The organism is Chamaesiphon sp. OTE_75_metabat_556 (assembly GCF_031378165.1).
Taxonomy (GTDB): Bacteria; Cyanobacteriota; Cyanobacteriia; order Cyanobacteriales; family Chamaesiphonaceae; genus Chamaesiphon.
This window is the reverse complement of the sequence record NZ_JANNDR010000127.1, coordinates 1-17,496: the sequence shown is the minus strand read 5'-3', so window position 1 is coordinate 17,496 and position 17,496 is coordinate 1. Positions and strand designations below refer to the sequence as shown.

Annotated in this window: 18 protein-coding genes; 10 read left to right on the top strand and 8 right to left on the bottom strand. The window is 47.4% G+C overall.

Features of this window, described 5'->3' with window-relative positions:
- Positions 1–1,483: photosystem II high light acclimation radical SAM protein (locus RMO27_RS05515; RefSeq protein ID WP_309730203.1), on the bottom strand; the 1,483-nt coding region annotated here is incomplete at its 3' end.
- Positions 1,484–1,866: 383 nt separating this feature from the next.
- On the opposite strand from RMO27_RS05515, the gene RMO27_RS05510 reads away from it, so the two are divergent.
- The 3 genes from RMO27_RS05510 to RMO27_RS05500 all read left to right on the top strand — a co-directional run bounded on the left by RMO27_RS05510 (position 1,867) and on the right by RMO27_RS05500 (position 3,113).
- Complete coding sequence (locus tag RMO27_RS05510) at positions 1,867–2,190, top strand: DUF1830 domain-containing protein (protein WP_309730200.1); 324 nt, start codon at positions 1,867–1,869, stop codon at positions 2,188–2,190.
- 275 nt (positions 2,191–2,465) lie between these two features.
- Positions 2,466–2,603 carry a photosystem II reaction center protein K gene (locus tag RMO27_RS05505; protein WP_309730197.1) on the top strand — a complete coding sequence of 46 codons (138 nt, stop codon included), beginning with the start codon at positions 2,466–2,468 and terminating at the stop codon, positions 2,601–2,603.
- 333 nt (positions 2,604–2,936) lie between these two features.
- Entirely contained in the window at positions 2,937–3,113 is a 177-nt protein-coding gene (locus RMO27_RS05500) for a hypothetical protein (RefSeq protein ID WP_309730194.1), read from the top strand.
- Positions 3,114–3,175: 62 nt separating this feature from the next.
- Here RMO27_RS05500 and RMO27_RS05495 read toward each other — a convergent pair whose 3' ends face one another.
- A complete protein-coding gene (locus tag RMO27_RS05495) occupies positions 3,176–3,829 on the bottom strand; it encodes a bifunctional 4-hydroxy-2-oxoglutarate aldolase/2-dehydro-3-deoxy-phosphogluconate aldolase (protein WP_396133617.1) in 654 nt (217 codons plus the stop codon).
- 137 nt (positions 3,830–3,966) lie between these two features.
- Positions 3,967–4,734 (bottom strand): 3-methyl-2-oxobutanoate hydroxymethyltransferase, encoded by a 768-nt coding sequence (gene panB, locus RMO27_RS05490; RefSeq protein ID WP_309730189.1) that lies wholly within the window; start codon positions 4,732–4,734, stop codon positions 3,967–3,969.
- 183 nt (positions 4,735–4,917) lie between these two features.
- Between panB and chlG the strand changes: the two genes are divergently transcribed.
- The 4 genes from chlG to tsf all read left to right on the top strand — a co-directional run bounded on the left by chlG (position 4,918) and on the right by tsf (position 9,179).
- Complete coding sequence (chlG, locus tag RMO27_RS05485) at positions 4,918–5,898, top strand: chlorophyll synthase ChlG (protein ID WP_309730186.1); 981 nt, start codon at positions 4,918–4,920, stop codon at positions 5,896–5,898.
- A 311-nt stretch (positions 5,899–6,209) separates the two neighbouring features.
- Positions 6,210–6,968: an adenosylcobinamide-GDP ribazoletransferase gene (gene cobS, locus RMO27_RS05480; protein WP_309730182.1), complete on the top strand. Its 759-nt coding sequence runs from the start codon at positions 6,210–6,212 to the stop codon at positions 6,966–6,968.
- Positions 6,969–7,174: 206 nt separating this feature from the next.
- The gene (gene rpsB / locus RMO27_RS05475; RefSeq protein ID WP_309730179.1) at positions 7,175–7,963 is read left to right on the top strand and encodes a 30S ribosomal protein S2; all 789 of its coding nucleotides are present in this window, start codon (positions 7,175–7,177) and stop codon (positions 7,961–7,963) included.
- A 271-nt stretch (positions 7,964–8,234) separates the two neighbouring features.
- Positions 8,235–9,179 (top strand): translation elongation factor Ts, encoded by a 945-nt coding sequence (gene tsf, locus RMO27_RS05470; RefSeq protein ID WP_309730176.1) that lies wholly within the window; start codon positions 8,235–8,237, stop codon positions 9,177–9,179.
- A 162-nt stretch (positions 9,180–9,341) separates the two neighbouring features.
- On the opposite strand, the gene RMO27_RS05465 is transcribed toward tsf, so the two are convergent.
- The 4 genes from RMO27_RS05465 to petB all read right to left on the bottom strand — a co-directional run bounded on the left by RMO27_RS05465 (position 9,342) and on the right by petB (position 12,115).
- The gene (locus RMO27_RS05465; RefSeq protein WP_309730173.1) at positions 9,342–10,367 is read right to left on the bottom strand and encodes a hypothetical protein; all 1,026 of its coding nucleotides are present in this window, start codon (positions 10,365–10,367) and stop codon (positions 9,342–9,344) included.
- 156 nt (positions 10,368–10,523) lie between these two features.
- A complete protein-coding gene (locus RMO27_RS05460) occupies positions 10,524–10,736 on the bottom strand; it encodes a DUF6737 family protein (RefSeq protein WP_309730170.1) in 213 nt (70 codons plus the stop codon).
- Between the two features lie 107 nt (positions 10,737–10,843).
- Positions 10,844–11,326 (bottom strand): cytochrome b6-f complex subunit IV, encoded by a 483-nt coding sequence (gene petD / locus RMO27_RS05455; protein ID WP_309730167.1) that lies wholly within the window; start codon positions 11,324–11,326, stop codon positions 10,844–10,846.
- 120 nt (positions 11,327–11,446) lie between these two features.
- Entirely contained in the window at positions 11,447–12,115 is a 669-nt protein-coding gene (petB, locus tag RMO27_RS05450; protein ID WP_309730163.1) for a cytochrome b6, read from the bottom strand.
- 240 nt (positions 12,116–12,355) lie between these two features.
- Here petB and ctpA point away from each other — a divergent pair, with 240 nt between their 5' ends.
- The 3 genes from ctpA to RMO27_RS05435 all read left to right on the top strand — a co-directional run bounded on the left by ctpA (position 12,356) and on the right by RMO27_RS05435 (position 15,099).
- Complete coding sequence (ctpA, locus tag RMO27_RS05445; protein ID WP_396133616.1) at positions 12,356–13,570, top strand: carboxyl-terminal processing protease CtpA; 1,215 nt, start codon at positions 12,356–12,358, stop codon at positions 13,568–13,570.
- 69 nt (positions 13,571–13,639) lie between these two features.
- Positions 13,640–13,852, top strand: coding sequence for a hypothetical protein (locus tag RMO27_RS05440; protein ID WP_309730157.1), 213 nt, complete (start codon positions 13,640–13,642; stop codon positions 13,850–13,852).
- 176 nt (positions 13,853–14,028) lie between these two features.
- Positions 14,029–15,099: an ATP-dependent 6-phosphofructokinase gene (locus tag RMO27_RS05435; RefSeq protein ID WP_309730154.1), complete on the top strand. Its 1,071-nt coding sequence runs from the start codon at positions 14,029–14,031 to the stop codon at positions 15,097–15,099.
- A 620-nt stretch (positions 15,100–15,719) separates the two neighbouring features.
- Here the strand turns inward: RMO27_RS05435 and sigC are convergent.
- A complete protein-coding gene (sigC, locus tag RMO27_RS05430; protein ID WP_309730151.1) occupies positions 15,720–16,988 on the bottom strand; it encodes an RNA polymerase sigma factor SigC in 1,269 nt (422 codons plus the stop codon).
- Positions 16,989–17,496 lie beyond the last annotated feature (508 nt).

The window sequence follows — 17,496 nt, the reverse complement described above, 5'->3', positions numbered from 1 at the left end:
CGAGAATATTCATCACCTCGCGGCCAAAATCATTAGGATTATCGCGGAAGGCTTGGAGACAAACTTCACCAAAGAACGAGCCTAATGGTTCGGGATTCCAGAGTAATTTTTTCGCCACCCACGGCATGTGACTCATCGGATTATAGCCAGGTTTAATCACATCATGTTTGAAGGCATACTCTTCTAAATGTGTATGCGGTTGTAAACCGATAAAGAAAATCGCTGGCTCGACTTTGTCTGCACCGAAAATCTTTTCCATCTCGCGATGGTAAGCGATTGTTTGGCGAATGGTTTCAAAGCGTTCGTCAATGACATTAAATGAGTAATTGATCGAAACCATGTCTTCAAATCCCGCTGCTTTGAGATCGCGACAGTTTTGTAAGACGGTGCGGAGATTGTAACCCATCCGCATTTTGCGCACCAACTCTTGTGAGCCGCTAGTAATCCCGATCTCAAAATAATTCATCCCGGTTTTGACCATCAGATCGCACAGTTCGGGAGTGAGATTGTCGGCGCGAATATACGCCGCCCATTTAATATCGGTCATCCCACTAGCGACGATCTTTTGTAATAACTCGATCGCGTCATCAATATACCGTCGGGCAGGGATAAACTGGGCATCGGTAAACCAAAAATTCCGAATGCCGCGATCGTAAAGTTGGCGCATTTCGGCGACGACTTCATCGGCGGGATTAATCCGCACTTGTTTGCCTTCAATGACGGTATAAACACAATAGCAACAGTTATGGGGACAGCCGCGTTTGGTCTGCACCCCGACATAGAAATCTCGATCTTGTAAGTAGTAACTAAATTCCGGCCAAATGGTTTCGATATAGTCGTAGTTGCACGCTGTTTTCTCGATCGGGGCTGGCGGCTCGTGTACCAAACCTTTGCGCGGTGCTTCACCGACGACATAGCAACGTTCGTGGGCGAGATCTTCACCTCTAATCAGCTTCTCTAGTAATGCTTCGCCTTCACCGATCGAGACGATCGCTCCTTTTGGTAAACTCTTGGCTAATTGCTCGTAGAAGACGCTGACGGCTCCACCGCCGACTACTAATTGAGCTGCCGGATGGTATTTTTTCGCGCGTTTGAGTCCACGTTTAATCAGAGACATATTCCGCCACAGTTCGGTATAGTGGCTAGTTAGCATCCGCGCACCACCGAGTGCCCCACGCAGCTTCTTGAGCGGGTTGCGATCGTAAAAAACTTCAAAGGAGTTTTGGAGCGGATTCCCACCGCGCCCGCCGACAGGAGCATAAATCTGGATATCTCGCCACGAGTAAACTAATAGGTTGGGCTGGAACTGGTCGATCGCCGCATCCAGTGCCGTACCATAATCTAACGGCGGTACTGCCCCGACATCAAAAATCCGTTGTTCGACGTCGGGAAACTGCTTGTGAACGTGATCTGACAAATAGACAACCCCAATCGGAAAAATTGGATTGCAGGGGAGACGACAGTAGAGAATTCTGGTAGTCATAGTTAGGTCATAGGGAGAGGAGATCGGAAATAGGCTAAACAGCAACCTGTGTCGATTTAACCCCAATCCGGTGTAGACATAGTTCTTCTATCGTATGTCAGAGCCAATTTCAGGCAATCGATTGGCGATCGGATCGAGATGTCGAGCGCGACTTTGTCCCAACAAGCTTTATTAGTGTCTTTAATATAACTTTACACAAAATTAGCCCAAAAAGGTAGGCTCAGACTGAGATTAACGCGACCAGTTATCAGCCTGGGATCGCTTTGACAATCTGCGATCCCCAGCAGTCCAAAACGGTAGTAGAGTTTACAGCTTCTCTCTAAATAGGAGTGATACCTTGAAGAGGTCAATCTTTCTCTGGGCACCAGACGAAATGGATTATTATGTCTCACATTCTCGATCCCTTACCTCTAGATAATACCAATGATGAGATCTGTTGCTGCTATGTCAATAGCACTAGCCAGATTCAAGTTGCCAGAATCACCAATGTCCATAATTGGTATTTTGAACGAGTCGTTTTTCCCGGCCAAAGACTCATCTTTGAAGCTCCGCGCTATAGCTATTTAGAAATCCACACTGGACTAATGGCCAGTTCGATTTTATCAGATAAAATTCCTTGCCATCAACTAATCGTTGTTGGTGAAGACGAACCCCACCCATTCGCCATTCCAGCGATCGATCTCGATCGACAATACGCGCATCAATAATCTAATTCTATCTACTGAATCGGTCTATATTGTGAGGAACCTATTTGCACCAATTCGATGTCAACTTTCTATTCGGACTCGGGAGCCGTGTCAAGCTGGAAATTATGACTAGCTTGACACTACGATCCCCACTTTTGCACTAATCGATCTCTTTCCTCTCGCACAGCTCAAAATTTAGCGAACGAACGACCTCGCCAGTAACTCCTTCACCCTCCAGACATGGTAAAATATCAAGCAACTATAATCACCGTGTTGGAAACAAGGATTAATAAAATATGGACGCAGCACTCCTAATTGCTAAATTGCCAGAAGCCTACGCCTTCTTCGATCCCTTAGTTGATGTTCTCCCGATCATCCCAGTATTTTTTCTAGCTTTAGCCTTTGTCTGGCAAGCTGCTGTCGGTTTCCGCTAAATTGAGTGAAGATATGTCGAAGGCATTGTGCTAGGCGACGATCCAGTTTTGGCAACGACAACCAAATTAACTTTTTGAGCGACAAGGCATCCTGACATTTGAGGGTGTCTTTTTTTCGATCGAGATTGATCGACCGCAGATCAACTCGGCGTCCTCGGCGACGAGGATCTCGAACTCGTAGCACCTGGATAAGATAAAGAATTATATTTAATTATCAACATTAATTTCAAAATCTCATAGTTAGCATCAAGGACGATCGAATCGAGTGATAAGCTGCTAGTCAATAATTTGCAAAAATATCACAGTATTGCGATCGCGCTGACTTGAAAAATTATGTATAAAAGTAAATTTGGTCGTTCTTTGTTCGATGTCGCTCTACCGGCTGCACTCGGTGCAGGTGTAGTGACTTCCTTCGCGATTGCTCAAGGACAACATCCCGCCATTGCGATCGGGATCACGGCGATCTCCACAACATTTGTGGTGGTTTGTTATCGCTTCGATCTGATCTAAAATCATCAGACTTTTATTCTCATAAATAATTTTGTTGTGGCTAATTACCACTGCAATTCGATCTAAATCGCTCGAACTTTGATGTTCATCAATAAATGATGGGCGCGATCGCCGATCCTCTGCCAATCTCCCTGCAAAATTTCAGCTTGGGGAAATAGACAACCGGATAATCCTACGGCGATTGCGCCAGCAGCTAGTAATTCGGGGGCATTAGTCACTGTCACTCCACCTGTCGGAATCAGTGGAATATGACCGATCGGCCCCTGCAATACTTGCAGATAACTAGCTCCCCCCATAGCCTGAATGGGGAAGATTTTGACAGCCGTTGCACCAGATTGCCAAGCGGTAATAATTTCGGTTGGGGTTAAGGCTCCAGGCACGATCGGGATGGCGGCAGCAATTGCAGTGTGAATCAACTCTAGACTGACATGGGGTGTAAAGATGTATTCGGCACCACAGGCGATCGCGTTGTGGAGATCGGCTAAGTTTAATACCGTACCCGTGCCGATCGAGCAATCTGGTAATTCCGCTCGGAGCGACTCGATTAGCGTCCACGGTCGATCGCTATTGGCGGTAATTTCAATGAGTTTAATTCCCCCAGCGGCAACCGCATGCGCCATCTGCCTGCCGATGTGCAGTTCGGTCGATCGAATGACAGCAATTATCCGTTCTTGGGTGACGAGTTGCAGCCAATTGTCGCCATACTTTGGCTCGATCGAGCATGCTCTAGTACTAGGTTTAAGATGGTGCTTTTTTAACACAGAGACAAACGTTCTGGAGGTTTCCTCCAGGTTAAGTGCGTCAAGACAGAGGGGCACGGAGGTTTCACGGAGGGGCACGGAGGAGTTGCTAGTTAGCGATCGATTGATTTGATTTCGGCACTATAATCTTGCACTGCTTGTGTGACAATCTCGCGTAAATTGACATAAGCCTTTGCAAATGGTGGTTGACGTGATGTTAGTCCTAAAAGGTCGGCTGTGACTAAGATTTGGCCGTCACAATCGATACCAGCACCGATGCCGATGGTGGGAATTGAGAGTTTTTGGGAGATCACTTGGGCGAGATCGGCGGGGATATGTTCGAGCACGATCGAGAATGCGCCTGCGGCTTCTAAGGCGACTGCTGAAGCAATTAGCCGCTCGCGATCGGTTTCGTCCCGACCCTGTTGGCGATAGCCTAATTGATGCACTGATTGGGGTGTTAAACCGATGTGCCCCATCACGGGAATGCCGATTTCGACTAATCTAGCGATCGTGGCAACCATGGCGGGGTGTCCACCTTCGAGTTTCACTGCTTGTGCGCCTGTTTCCTTGAGGATTCTCCCTGCTGAAGTGATCGCAACCTCAGGACTGATTTGATAGCTCAGAAATGGCAAATCGACTACTATTAGCGCATTTTTGACACCGCGTTTGACAGCTTTGGCATGGTGAATAATTTCATCGAGTGTGAGCGGCAAGGTATTTTCATACCCTAGTGTCACCATTGCCAGCGAGTCACCAACGAGAATCAGATCTACACCAGCTTCATCCAAAATTTGGGCGAGCGCAAAATCCCACGCCGTCAACGCGACGATCTGTTTTCCATTCGGTTTGAATTGTAATAGCTGGCGGACTGTCGGCATAGGAAGAATTGAGAATTGAGAATTGAGAGCTGGGGGACTGGGGGACTGGGGGACGAGGTGAAACTATTCCCTATTCCCTAAAGCCTAAAGCCTAAGACCTAATGCCTATGATTTGACTGAGAGCTGTGCTAGAAGTAAACTCTAGTTTAGAGCCTAGACTAAAATAGTATCCCTAAATTTATTATGAGCGATCTACCAGTTGAGCCATCCGAAGCGAAGAGTGCGAAGACCCGACAAATGTTGGGGATGAAAGGTGCTTCGACTGAGGCAGCTTCGATTTGGAAAATCCGGTTGCAATTGATGAAGCCGATCACCTGGATTCCTTTGATGTGGGGGGTTGTGTGTGGCGCGGCATCTTCTGGAGAGTATACTTGGTCGATCGAGAATGTGCTCAAGGCGGCATTATGTATGCTAATGTCAGGGCCATTGTTGACTGGTTATACTCAGGTCGTGAATGAATGGTACGATCGCGAGATCGATGCGGTGAATGAACCCTATCGGCCGATTCCGTCGGGGGCGATTTCTGGATCGCAAGTAGTGGTGCAAATTTTTGGCTTACTATTGGGGGGGATTGGGGTTGCTTATATCCTCGATCGAGCCGCACATCATGATTTCCCCGTAATGACTTGTTTGGCGATCGGCGGTGCCGTTGTCGCTTATATTTACTCGGCTCCACCATTGAAGCTCAAACAAAATGGGTGGTTGGGGACATATGCTCTCGGTGCGAGTTATATTGCCTTACCGTGGTGGGCGGGTCATGCCTTATTTGGGACGCTCAATTGGACGCTGGTCATCATGACTTTATTTTATAGTTTAGCTGGATTGGGGATTGCGATCGTCAATGATTTCAAAAGTGTCGAAGGCGATCGGCAATTTGGCCTCAAGTCTCTGCCAGTCATGTTTGGAGTTCAAAAATCTGCTTGGATTTGCGTGTTAATGATTGACATCTTCCAAGCTGGCATCGGGATTTATCTGATTACGATTCACCAAAATCTCTATGCCGCAATTTTATTGTTGCTAATCATTCCGCAGATTACCTTTCAGGATATGTATTTCCTCCGCAACCCGTTGGAAAATGATGTCAAATATCAAGCGAGTGCCCAACCTTTTCTGGTATTGGGAATGTTAGTCGCTGGGCTAGCGTTCGGACATGCTTCATTTTAGATTTAGCGTTTAGATCGACAATATCGATCTTTAGGGGCGTTGCTGTCTTGACTGAAACACATGCGGAGGAAACCTCCGCGTGATTTAAGTCGCTGTCTGGACTGAAACACATGCTCCTCCACTCTCCCCGTGATTTCAGTCGCTGTCTTGTCGTTTTTTGATGCTGGGGGAACCCCAGCATCAAAACGCCGCTTCATGCCCGCGCTGAGAATTAATTCACTCTACATCTCGATCGACGGTTATGGGAGTAACATAGATTCCTGGAGTTTCTGATTTGTACCCTTTGCCGCTCCAGCCGTTACTAAATCCCTGTGTTACTACTCAATCTCAATTCCCTCCTCGCCGCGCTCACTTTTTACACTTGCTTCCCAGTCTCCCCAAATTTTCAACTAGACTTTAGCCGCATTGCACGGTGGGCACCGGTGATCGGCCTATTGTTGGGAGCTGGATTGGGTTTAGTCGATCTGGGCTTAGACAGTCTGCATGTGCCCAACTTAACTCGATCGGCGATCGTCGTTGTACTCTGGATTTGGTGGACGGGGGGATTGCATCTCGATGGCGCGATGGATGCCGCTGATGGGTTAGCAGTGCAAGATCCCGACAGACGATTGATCGTAATGTCCGATAGTGTCACTGGAGCCTTTGGGGCGATGGTAGCGGTCGTAATTATCCTGCTCAAAACTTGTGCACTAACGGAAATTACGCCCGATCGCTTATGGATCTTACCGCTGGCGGCGGGCTGGAGTCGCTGGGGACAAGTACTGTCGATCGCCCTATACCCCTATCTCAAAGTCCAAGGCAAGGGTGCTTTTCATCGTCAGGGGATGAATATACCCCAAGATATCTCGATCGGTTTAGCCTGCCTTGTGGCTGTCACTAGCTGTCAGATTTATTTGAATCCAGCTCATGGATTATCGATCGTCGTCAGAGCTATCGCCAGTTGTGGGATTGCGATCTTGGCTGGCTATTATTTCGATCGCCGCTTGGGTGGACACACTGGCGACACCTACGGAGCTGTCGTCGAGTGGACAGAAACATTTATCCTCTGCCTGTGTACGATCCCGATTTGATTTGGGATTTATGGTTTAATCCTGCTCTCAACAGTCCTAATTCACTATTTCCCACTATCCCCAACTGTAATCCCTGCAATCACTAGCACCCAATTTGCGCTATCATTAAAAGGTTGTCTAAAAATTCGCACATTCAGGAATTCGGGTGTTTCATAACGAAATGCAACCTGGATGGAGGATAAACCCGATTAGGAGTAAAAAATCTTATGCCAGTAGTAACCTTGGCGCAAATGATGGAGTCTGGCGTTCACTTTGGACACCAAACCAGACGTTGGAACCCCAAAATGGCTCCATACATCTTCACTGCGCGCAACGGCGTACACATCATTGACTTGGTGCAAACTGCCCAGTTGATGGAAGAAGCCTATGTTTACATGCGGACAGCCGCCGAACAAGGCAAACACTTTCTATTTGTCGGTACCAAACGTCAAGCCGCAGGCATCATCGCTCAAGAAGCGAGTCGGTGTGGTGCAGCCTACATCAACCAACGGTGGTTGGGTGGGATGCTCACCAACTGGACGACGATCAAAAGTCGGGTCGAACGCTTGAAAGATCTCGAACGTCGCGAAGCCAGCGGCGCACTAGATTTGTTACCCAAGAAAGAAGCGTCCGTCCTGCGACGGGAAATGGCGAAACTCCAGAAATATCTGGGTGGGATCAAGAAGATGCGCAAGGTACCTGATATCGTGATTGTCGTCGATCAACGCCGAGAATATAATGCGATGTTGGAATGCCAAAAGCTGAATATTCCGATCGTTTCGCTGCTAGATACCAATTGCGACCCCGACTTGGTTGATGTTGCGATTCCCGCCAATGACGATGCAATTCGCTCCGTCAAACTGATCCTCGGCAAACTCGCCGATGCGATCTATGAAGGTCGTCACGGTCAACTCGAAGGCGCGGATATCGATCCTTATGATGGATACGAAGATGCCGAAGATGATTATGAAGACGATGTCGAGGCTGAAGCTGCTGAGGAAGGCGGCGAAGGCTAAAATTAGGGGATAGCGATTCGCGTAACTCCTAACGGAGTGGCTGCGCCAACGTCGGTTTCCCCGACGGTTGGCGGATGCGCGCTCCTCGGCTTTGCCGAGGGTTTAGCGCACCAAGCAGCGAATCAAGACAGGGAAATAGTGGATAGTGGATAGTGACTAGTGGATGGTGTACAGAATGAGTAAATCATTTCCGTATCCATTCATCCATTAACTCACCGATCCAACCCGCTACCCGCTTACCCACAACCATCTCGAACACAGATAAAGGAAAATGGCTGAAATAACGGCAAAGATGGTGCAAGAGCTGCGGAAAAAAACCGACGCACCAATGATGGAATGCAAAAAAGCACTTGGCGAAACAGGTGGCGATCTTGAAGCAGCAGCAGACTGGTTGCGGAAATCCGGAGCTATTAAAGCTGACAAAAAAAGCGATCGGATCACGGCTGAAGGCTTAGTTGATAATTTCACTCAGCCAGATGGCAAAGCTGGCGTACTCATCGAAGTAAACTGCCAGACTGACTTTGTAGCACGAAATGATGATTTTAAAGCTTTAGTTCAAGGTCTGAGCAAACAAGCGATAACTGCCGATAGTGTTGAAGACTTAATGGCACAGCCTTATGCTAGCGATAGTAGCGTCAAAGTAGATGAAGCTCTCAAACTGGCAATTGCCAGAATTGGTGAAAATCTCAATGTGCGTCGCCTAGCTAACTACAAAGTTGCTGCTGGTACTGAAGGTGCCGTCGATTGCTATATTCACACTGGCGGACGAGTTGGCGTATTGTTGGAAATCGGTTGTGCATCGGCAAAAGTAGCAGGTAACAGCGATTTCAAAGCTTTGGCACGGAATTTGGCCATGCAAGTTGCCGCCTGTCCTAATGTTGAGTATATCAATGTCTCCGAAATTCCTGAAGCGATCGCTAGCAAGGAAAAAGAGATCGAAATGGGACGCGATGATATTGCCAACAAACCCGACAATATCAAAGAAAAGATCGTCCAAGGACGCATCGACAAACGCCTCAAAGAAATGACCTTGGTAGATCAACCCTACATCAAGGATCAGAATATCAGTGTCACCGAGCTAATCGGTCAAACTAGCAAGCAATTGGGTGAAGATATCACGGTACTCCGGTTCACTCGATTTATTCTCGGTGAAGGGATTGAGAAAGTAGAATCCAATTTCGCTGATGAGGTTGCAGCTCAAATGGGCAAAATGTAATTTTCAGGTTGAATTGATGTTCGGGACAGGTCTAAATTTAGACCTGTCCTTTTTTTTGTCGATCTGGCTAGGATATATCCTAATCATTGGAGTTGGCGGGTTTGACTTAATTCACTGCTTAGATTATTATTCGTGACATAAACCTGCACCTATAGATCTCAGTTAAATTAATAATTCCGATAATTGTTTGAGATTGCAATCGATATTATTAAACACCGGAATATCGGTGAATTCAGATAATTCGCGTAGAAACAGAGGCGAACTCGAACAAACACCAGAAATCGCATCTGGAACCAAGCCAAATTCGTTCTTGAGTACATTCAACCCACCGATTGCCGCAAATGTATCGGGAGCAGCAAAGATCAGCTTGTGAATGCGCGATCGCACGTCAGGTGATTTCAATAACAATGCGGTTTCTCGTTGCAAAATTCCATCAGCCAACTCAACACACCAATAATTCTTAGGATTATTTGCATATTTAAGATCGAGATCGTTAAAGATTTTGACTACTTCTTTTTCCTCTAATAAATAAGTAGAAGGAAATCCAAAATGCGTAAAATCATTGACGATCGAAGCCCCCGCATCTTGCATGTGCAAAATATCTTTGAGACTGGCAGTACCTGTGACCTTAGAAGCTCGCACATCATACCCCATCGTCGTCAACGCCCAACAGCAAGCCGTCGCACTAGTACTCTTCCCTGAGTTCATACTAGTCCCTATAAATAAGATTAGCTTAGATCTATCTTCCTTTTTTTCCGTTTTCTTGGGTTGAATTAATGGATAGTTGCGGGTGTTGATGACTTCACCACTGGCATCGCAGATATATCCTAAGATTTTGACATGAGTAGGTTCTTTAACTGAAGAGTTTTTAACTCGAACATTGCCAATAATCCCCGATCGAGCTAAAAGATCTACTTTTTCTGTCATCGTTACGGGAATCTTGCCCTCATAGAAATCCGGCGCGTAGCGATTGCCAAATACAAAGATGGCAGTCGAGCCTTCATTGAGCCGGTGAATTCTTCCTGACTTATTCTCTAGTTCGACGTGTTGACCGAGCCGCGTAATTTTTCCATAGACGACATCACCATTTTCTGGCTGTTTGTCTAGGAATTGATAGTGCTTAATTTGTTTTCTACTAATCGTAAATGCAGCACTAGGCAGAATATACCAATCAGGAATCTTGTGCATTTGCTTCAATCGATCGAACTCGTTCGGGAACTGGGCAAACTATTTTCCCTTGCTGCTATCGATCGATGATGTGACGATTTATGCAATTTGGGATAACTTTTCTAACGCAGTGCAATTGAGCCTTTAATTACCTTTTTTCGTTCCCGCCTATATATTTTAAGTTCGCTCCGACTCTTGCTGCGCTAATAATCGCGGTATAACAATCAGAAAATAAGTCCACCACAACACAATTAACATAGCAACAGGTACCGTTAACCATAGAGTATGAAATAACAACCAACTGCCAGTAACGATCGTTATGCCCGTTAACAGGATCGTCCACGGCTGACACCACCAAGGTTTCGATTCCCAAAGATTATTCTCATTCATAGTTGAAAGTTAGATTATTACTCGTTAAATGAGGATGATGAATTACGAGATAAAAAAGCCTACCTAGTTTCAACTAGATAGGCTTTGAGTAACTAGCTAAAATCGATCTAGAATAAACCTAAAGTCAAAGATTTATCGATCGGTAAAGTTGCGCCGATACCCAGATAAATGGTGAAGACAGTACCGAAGAGGAATACTGCCATCGCAACGGGACGACGGAACGGATTTTGGAATTTATTGACGTTTTCCAAGAACGGAATCACCAACAGACCTAATGGGACGCCAGCCATACAAGCGATTCCTAACAGTTTGTTTGGTAAGACGCGTAAGAGCTGGAATACTGGCCATAAGTACCACTCAGGCAAGATTTCTAGCGGCGTGGCAAAGGGATTGGCAGGTTCGCCAACTAGCGCGGGATCGAGAATCGCCAACGCCGTACAACAACCGATCGTGCCAAAGATGACAACAGGGAAAATGTAGAGCAGGTCATTCGGCCAAGCTGGTTCACCGTAATAGTTATGACCCATGCCTTGAGCTAATTTTGCTCTTAAAGCTGGATCGGAGAGATCCGGTTTTTTGAGTGTTGACATAGTTAATTAAGGACGTAAATTTTAGTTATCTATTGATGTCTCAACGATTGCAATGGATGGTATCAGTGGTGTCGTTCTTAACGCATCGACCCAGATCCACCATCCATTTTATCCCTCAATTTACAAAGGACCAGAGATCCCTTGTTTGCGAATCATGATGAAGTGCAGCAACATGAATACAGCAATCAACCAAGGCAAGACGAAGGTATGCAGACTGTAGTAACGAGTCAGAGTGGCTTGACCGACGCTAGAACCACCACGGAGGAGGTCAGCCATGGCGACACCAACGACCGGAATCGCTTCAGGTACGCCGGAGACGATTTTAACGGCCCAGTAACCGATTTGATCCCAAGGTAAGGAGTAGCCAGTGACACCGAAGCTGACAGTGAGGACAGCCAAGATCACGCCCGTGATCCAGGTTAATTCTCTCGGATTTTTGAATCCACCAGTGAGATACACGCGAAAGGAATGGAGGATCATCATCAACACCATCATGCTGGCACTCCAGCGGTGGATGGAACGAATCAGCCAACCAAAGTTGACTTCCGTCATGATTTTTTCAACTGAGGTGAAGGCATCAGCTACAGTTGGCGAATAGTAGAATGTCATCGCAAACCCAGTCGCAAACTGGATGACGAAGCAGACTAAGGTGATCCCACCAAGGCAGTAGAAGATATTAACATGGGGTGGAACGTATTTACTAGTAATATCGTCGGCTAGTGCTTCGATTTCCAGACGTTCATCAAACCATTGAAAGGTTTTACTATTTGTGACTTGCTTGGTAAACATTGACGGTTGCCGTGCTTCTCTCTAATGTCGTGTTATATATTATAACGCCAGTCGGATGTAGATCCGGTGGCTCGAAATAATGGCTGGGTAAGATGGGATCTGTGTCAAACACGAGTATGACCGATCGAAAACGGCTCATACCAAATATGCCCAAAATTGTTTACTTTAGTAATATTCGGTCAACCGTTACTCATTTTACCTAAACAAAATTTAACACACCTCGAAAGGAGAGTGGTATCGATCGTGAGAGCTAGTTTTTGGTTTAGTTGGATCTTGAGTCTACAAGTGGCTCTATTTTGGCTGTGGGGAACGCCTCCGGCTACTGCTTTCACTCCAGAGCAACAATTGGTATTGCAAGCATGGCGCACGGTCAATCAGGCTTATTACGATGAGAGCTTCAATCATCAAAATTGGTGGCTGACGCGAGATCGCACTCTCAAGCAACAGATTCCTAATGAGGAAGCAGCTTACCAGGCAATTACCAAAATGATGGCGACATTAGACGAACCGTTTACACGGCTGTTGCGTCCAGAGCAATACCGCAGCCTGAAGGTGAATACCGCTGGAGAATTGTCTGGAGTGGGCTTGCAAATCGGCGTGAAGGCGGATAGTAAATCGATCGAGGTAATTGCCCCGATCGCCGGATCTCCGGCCGCTCAAGCGGGTATTTTGCCCCATGATGTCATTGTAGAGATCGATGCTGTCCCGACATCGGAACTCACCCTCGATACGGCGGCTGTCAAAATGCGTGGCGCGAAGGGGACAAATGTCAGTTTGCTGATTCAAACCGCCGATCGATCGCCGCGTGAGATAATTTTAATCCGCCAAAAAATCGAACTCAATCCAGTTACGGCCGAGCTGCATACCGAAAACGGTCGCAAAATCGGCTATCTGCGGCTGGCTCAGTTTAGTGCCAAAGCCGCTCAAGAGCTGAGCGACAATATTACCAAATTCAAACAGCAAGGCGCAACGGCTTACGTCCTCGATCTCCGTAACAATCCTGGCGGCTTGGTGCAAGCTGGCGTGGAAATCGCTCGTCAATGGCTCGATGATGGGACGATCGTCTATACGGTTGATCGCAAAGGCGCGATCGATGAAATCGATGCGAACGGTACCGCGCTCACCGATGCGCCCTTAGCCGTATTGGTGAATGAAGGGACGGCTAGTGCGAGCGAAATTTTGGCTGGTGCGTTGCAAGATAACGGCAGAGCCACACTGATCGGGACTAAAACCTTTGGGAAAGGATTGATTCAATCTTTATTCGATCTGCCTAATGGCAGTGGTTTGGCGGTGACTGTCGCCAAATATGAAACGCCTAACCATCACGATATCCACAAACTTGGGATTACACCTGATCGAATCGTGCCGACGCCAGAGATTTCCCTTGAAGCTGCTGGGACTAAACAGGATAGTCAATACGTAGCCGCGATCGCTGCTTTAGGCATCGGTAGTTGAAACAAAGCTCTAAAACCTCGATAATTTTGAGATAGTAGCTCGCAAATTTACCAATTAATTTAATTAGTTATGATGGACGTCCAAGACTTACAAGTACGGATCGATCGAGTTGCCAGCAAACGTACGCTCCTACTCCAGTATCAAGTAGATCCTACTCTCCAATCTTTGTCGCTAGATATCGAGCAAGCGTTGCTGGAAATGGACGATCTGATGGCTGAGTTTCGGCGAACTTTTCCCAATGAAGTTGTTTCCCCACCGATTAAGCCGATCGATCTGGCCTAAATTAGGATTGGTGAAGATCGATCGAGTCGAGATCGATCTTTATCTAGGGGCAGATCTCCCAAAGAATTATGTCGAAAAATCAAAAGACTGTAATAAATCGCTTATGTATGACGGGTCTGGGCTATAGATATTAAGTTGCATAGATGCAATCGACTTCATCACATATAGTTTCGGACATGACTGCTCACAAACGAATTGGCATTCTCACCAGCGGCGGTGATTGTGCGGGATTGAATGCCGCGATTCGTGCCGTCGTGCATCGGGCGATCGATACTTATGGTTGGGAACCAATTGGGATTTTTCGGGCGACTCAGGGCTTGATGGAACGTCCGATTGGGGCGGTAAAATTGACGATTCCCTTAGTCGATCGCTTGTTGGTGATGGGTGGTACTTATCTGGGTACGACTAATCAGGGCAACCCCTTTGCCTTTCCGATGGAAAATGGCGAATTGCTCGATCGATCGCCAGAAATTATTGAAGGATATCACAAATTAGGATTAGATGCCCTCGTCGGCATTGGTGGCGATGGCAGTCTGGCGATCTTGCGAAAAATCTGCCAGCAGGGTGGGATGAACTTTGTGGCGATCCCGAAGACGATCGATAATGATGTTGGCGTCACCGAACACTCGATCGGTTGCGATACAGCGGTAAACATTGCCACCGAAGCCCTCGACAGGTTGCACTTCACTGCAGCCAGCCACTCGCGGGCGATGATTTTGGAAGTGATGGGACGGGACGCCGGACATATCGCCATTAGTGCGGGGATTGCTGGCGGTGCGGATGTGATTTTGATTCCCGAAATTCCGTACACAATCGCCAATCTCTGCGAGCGGATTCGGTTGCGACAAATCGAAGGCAAGAATTATTCGCTGATTATCGTCTCGGAGGCGGTGAAAACTGAATGCGGCGAAATCGTCCAAGTCGATACCAACCGTTATGGGGGCATCGGCCATTATTTGGCGACCAAAATTGCGGCGGCTAGTGGGGCAGAAACGCGGGTTACGACGTTGGGACATACCCAGCGTGGGGGGATGCCTTCGCCACTCGATCGATTGATTGCGTCGGCGTTTGGGGTGGCGGCGGTGGATCTGGTGGCTGAAGGTAAGTTTGATCGAATGGTGGCATGGCAACGGCGGGAGGTGATTAGTGTGCCGATCGAGGAGGCTATTTCGCTCTATTGTGCGGTCGATCCGCAAAGTACGCTGGTTAAAACGGCACGCGGTTTGGGGATCTATTTAGGCGATTGAGTCGAGCTTCTCGGTCTTAGGCAAAGCGGCAGGGGCAATTTTAGAATTGCCCCTGCCGCTTTGCTAATTTAATGTGAGTTCGCGCATCATCCTGAAATGCTAGTAATTAAGCGAATCGGCAATCGATCGATACTTGTATGATGCGATTTTTCTAGTGTAGGCAGAACCCGGATCTGGGGGTTGTCTTGACGCGCTAAACCCTCGGCAAAGCCGAGGAGCGCGCGTCGCTCCGACCCCCAGTCCCCCCGTTGAAAGGCGGGACGCCGCCTCTCAAACTCTCCTGTCTTGACTCGCTAAACCGTCGGGAAACCCGACGAGCGCGAGTCGCTGCGTAAGGTTCGATTTGTGGGATGCGGGGTGGGGGGATGATAGCGATCGCATAACAACCCAGATCTGGGGGTTGAAACCCCCAGACCCCCCGTTAAGATGTGAGTTGCTAAGATGGCAGAGAAAAACGTGTGCGTCTTGTTTAAGGTTCGATTTGGGAGATGCGGGGTGGGGTGTTGATTGCGATCTCACAATCGATCTTTGGGGGCTATCGGACTAAAAGTTAGCTAAGACTTATCGATCTCACTATCCACTATTCAATCCCAACTCCCCGCACCCCGCTCCCCGCTCTTCTAATTCATCGACTCTAAATAATCCCGTACGCGGTTACGACGCTTGGGTTGGCGGAGTTTTTGGAGGGCTTTGGATTCGATTTGGCGGACGCGTTCGCGGGATAATTCTAGTACCCGTCCGATGTCTGCTAGGGAATGCGCCTGATTGTAGCCTAGTCCGAACCGGAGACAGATGACTTCGCGTTCGCGATCGGTCAGATCTGCCAATAGTTGGACGAGTTCGCCATGGAGGGACTCCCGCATCATTAGTTGTTCGGGCGTGATTTCATCGGCTTCGAGTAGATCGCCCAATTCTGTATCCCGATCTTTGCCGACTTTGACATCTAATGATACCGATCGGGGGACGCGCATCAAGACTTCTTGCAATTGCACCAGCGTCATATCCAGAGCTTTGGCAACATCTTCGAGTTTTGGCGCGCGTCCAGTTTCGAGACTCAGTTCGCGCTGGACTTTTTTAATCTTGTTGAGTTTTTCGGTAATGTGGACGGGGAGGCGGATATTCCGGCTTTGAGTCGCGATTGCGCGGGTAATTCCCTGGCGAATCCACCAATAAGCATAGGTGCTAAACCGATAACCTTTAGTCGGATCGAATTTATCGACGGCGCGTTCCAAACCCATCGTGCCTTCTTGGATCAGATCGAGGAGTTCCATCCCGCGATTTTGGTATTTTTTGGCGACTGAGACAACCAGCCGGAGATTTGCTTCGATCATGTGCTCTTTGGCACGGGTACCAGCCGCTTGCATGGCATCGATTTCAGTAACAGTGACGCCAGCTAATTCTGCCCATCTTTGTTTGCCAGCAGCCAGTCTGGGCTTGAGTTCGGCGAGGGAAATACCAGCTGTACTCGCCCAGCGTTCTAGCGACGGACGATGCCCTAGTTGAGCGGTTAAGCGATCGTGGATTTCGATCGATTCGACGTAATGTAAAATTGCGACATCCTGACTAGTACCGAGTTTGACTGCTTCGGCGGCCTTGTTGCGTAGTTCGAGTAATTGGACATAACGTTGGACGACTTTTGCTTCGGAAATTTCTTCCTCACGCAATAGCAAGCGCACTTTACCGATTTCTTGGAGGTATAAGCGAACTAAATCCTTGCTGTAGTAGATATTTTTAGCAGCAGTCGGGACTGTGGTGCTATCGAGATCGTCTTCAAACAATTCGGGTAAAGAGGTACGGAGACTCTCTTCGTCCAGATCCATGCCGTTCAGATCCATCTCTGGAGCGGATTCATCGTATTCGACTGATTTGTATAAGGATTTACTTGGCATGACTGTTCTCAGGGTTGCTCGAAAAAATTTAGATATGAAAAAAGGTTAGATCCTACTGCTACCAGTTAAATTCTCTAGTGATCGCGATGGCTGTCTCAGACAAAGGCACAACTACAGACCGTTAACAATATCATTCCCATCTTTTACCAAAAACCCCTCACTCGATCGCTGGTTTCTGCTCGGATTGATGAATTTGGATATCAGCATACTTGGGACACTTTGCACCAAAGATCGCGATTGAGACGGTTGAAATCGGTCGAGATCCATGTTTATCAACATCGCAGCTCCTATACTGATCGATCCACACTCTATATGGTGTCGATACTCACTATCAACATCTCGGCAGCAAATTGGATGGTTGTAAAAATTAGCCTCATTGGCAACGTAAGTCACCTCTCAATCTGCGGTTGTGCCTCGATCGACGATCGAGTTAGACTAAGATAAATTGCCAATCTCAATATTTTAAAATTAGCAGATCGATCGACGATTATTAATCGTAATCTGTGAA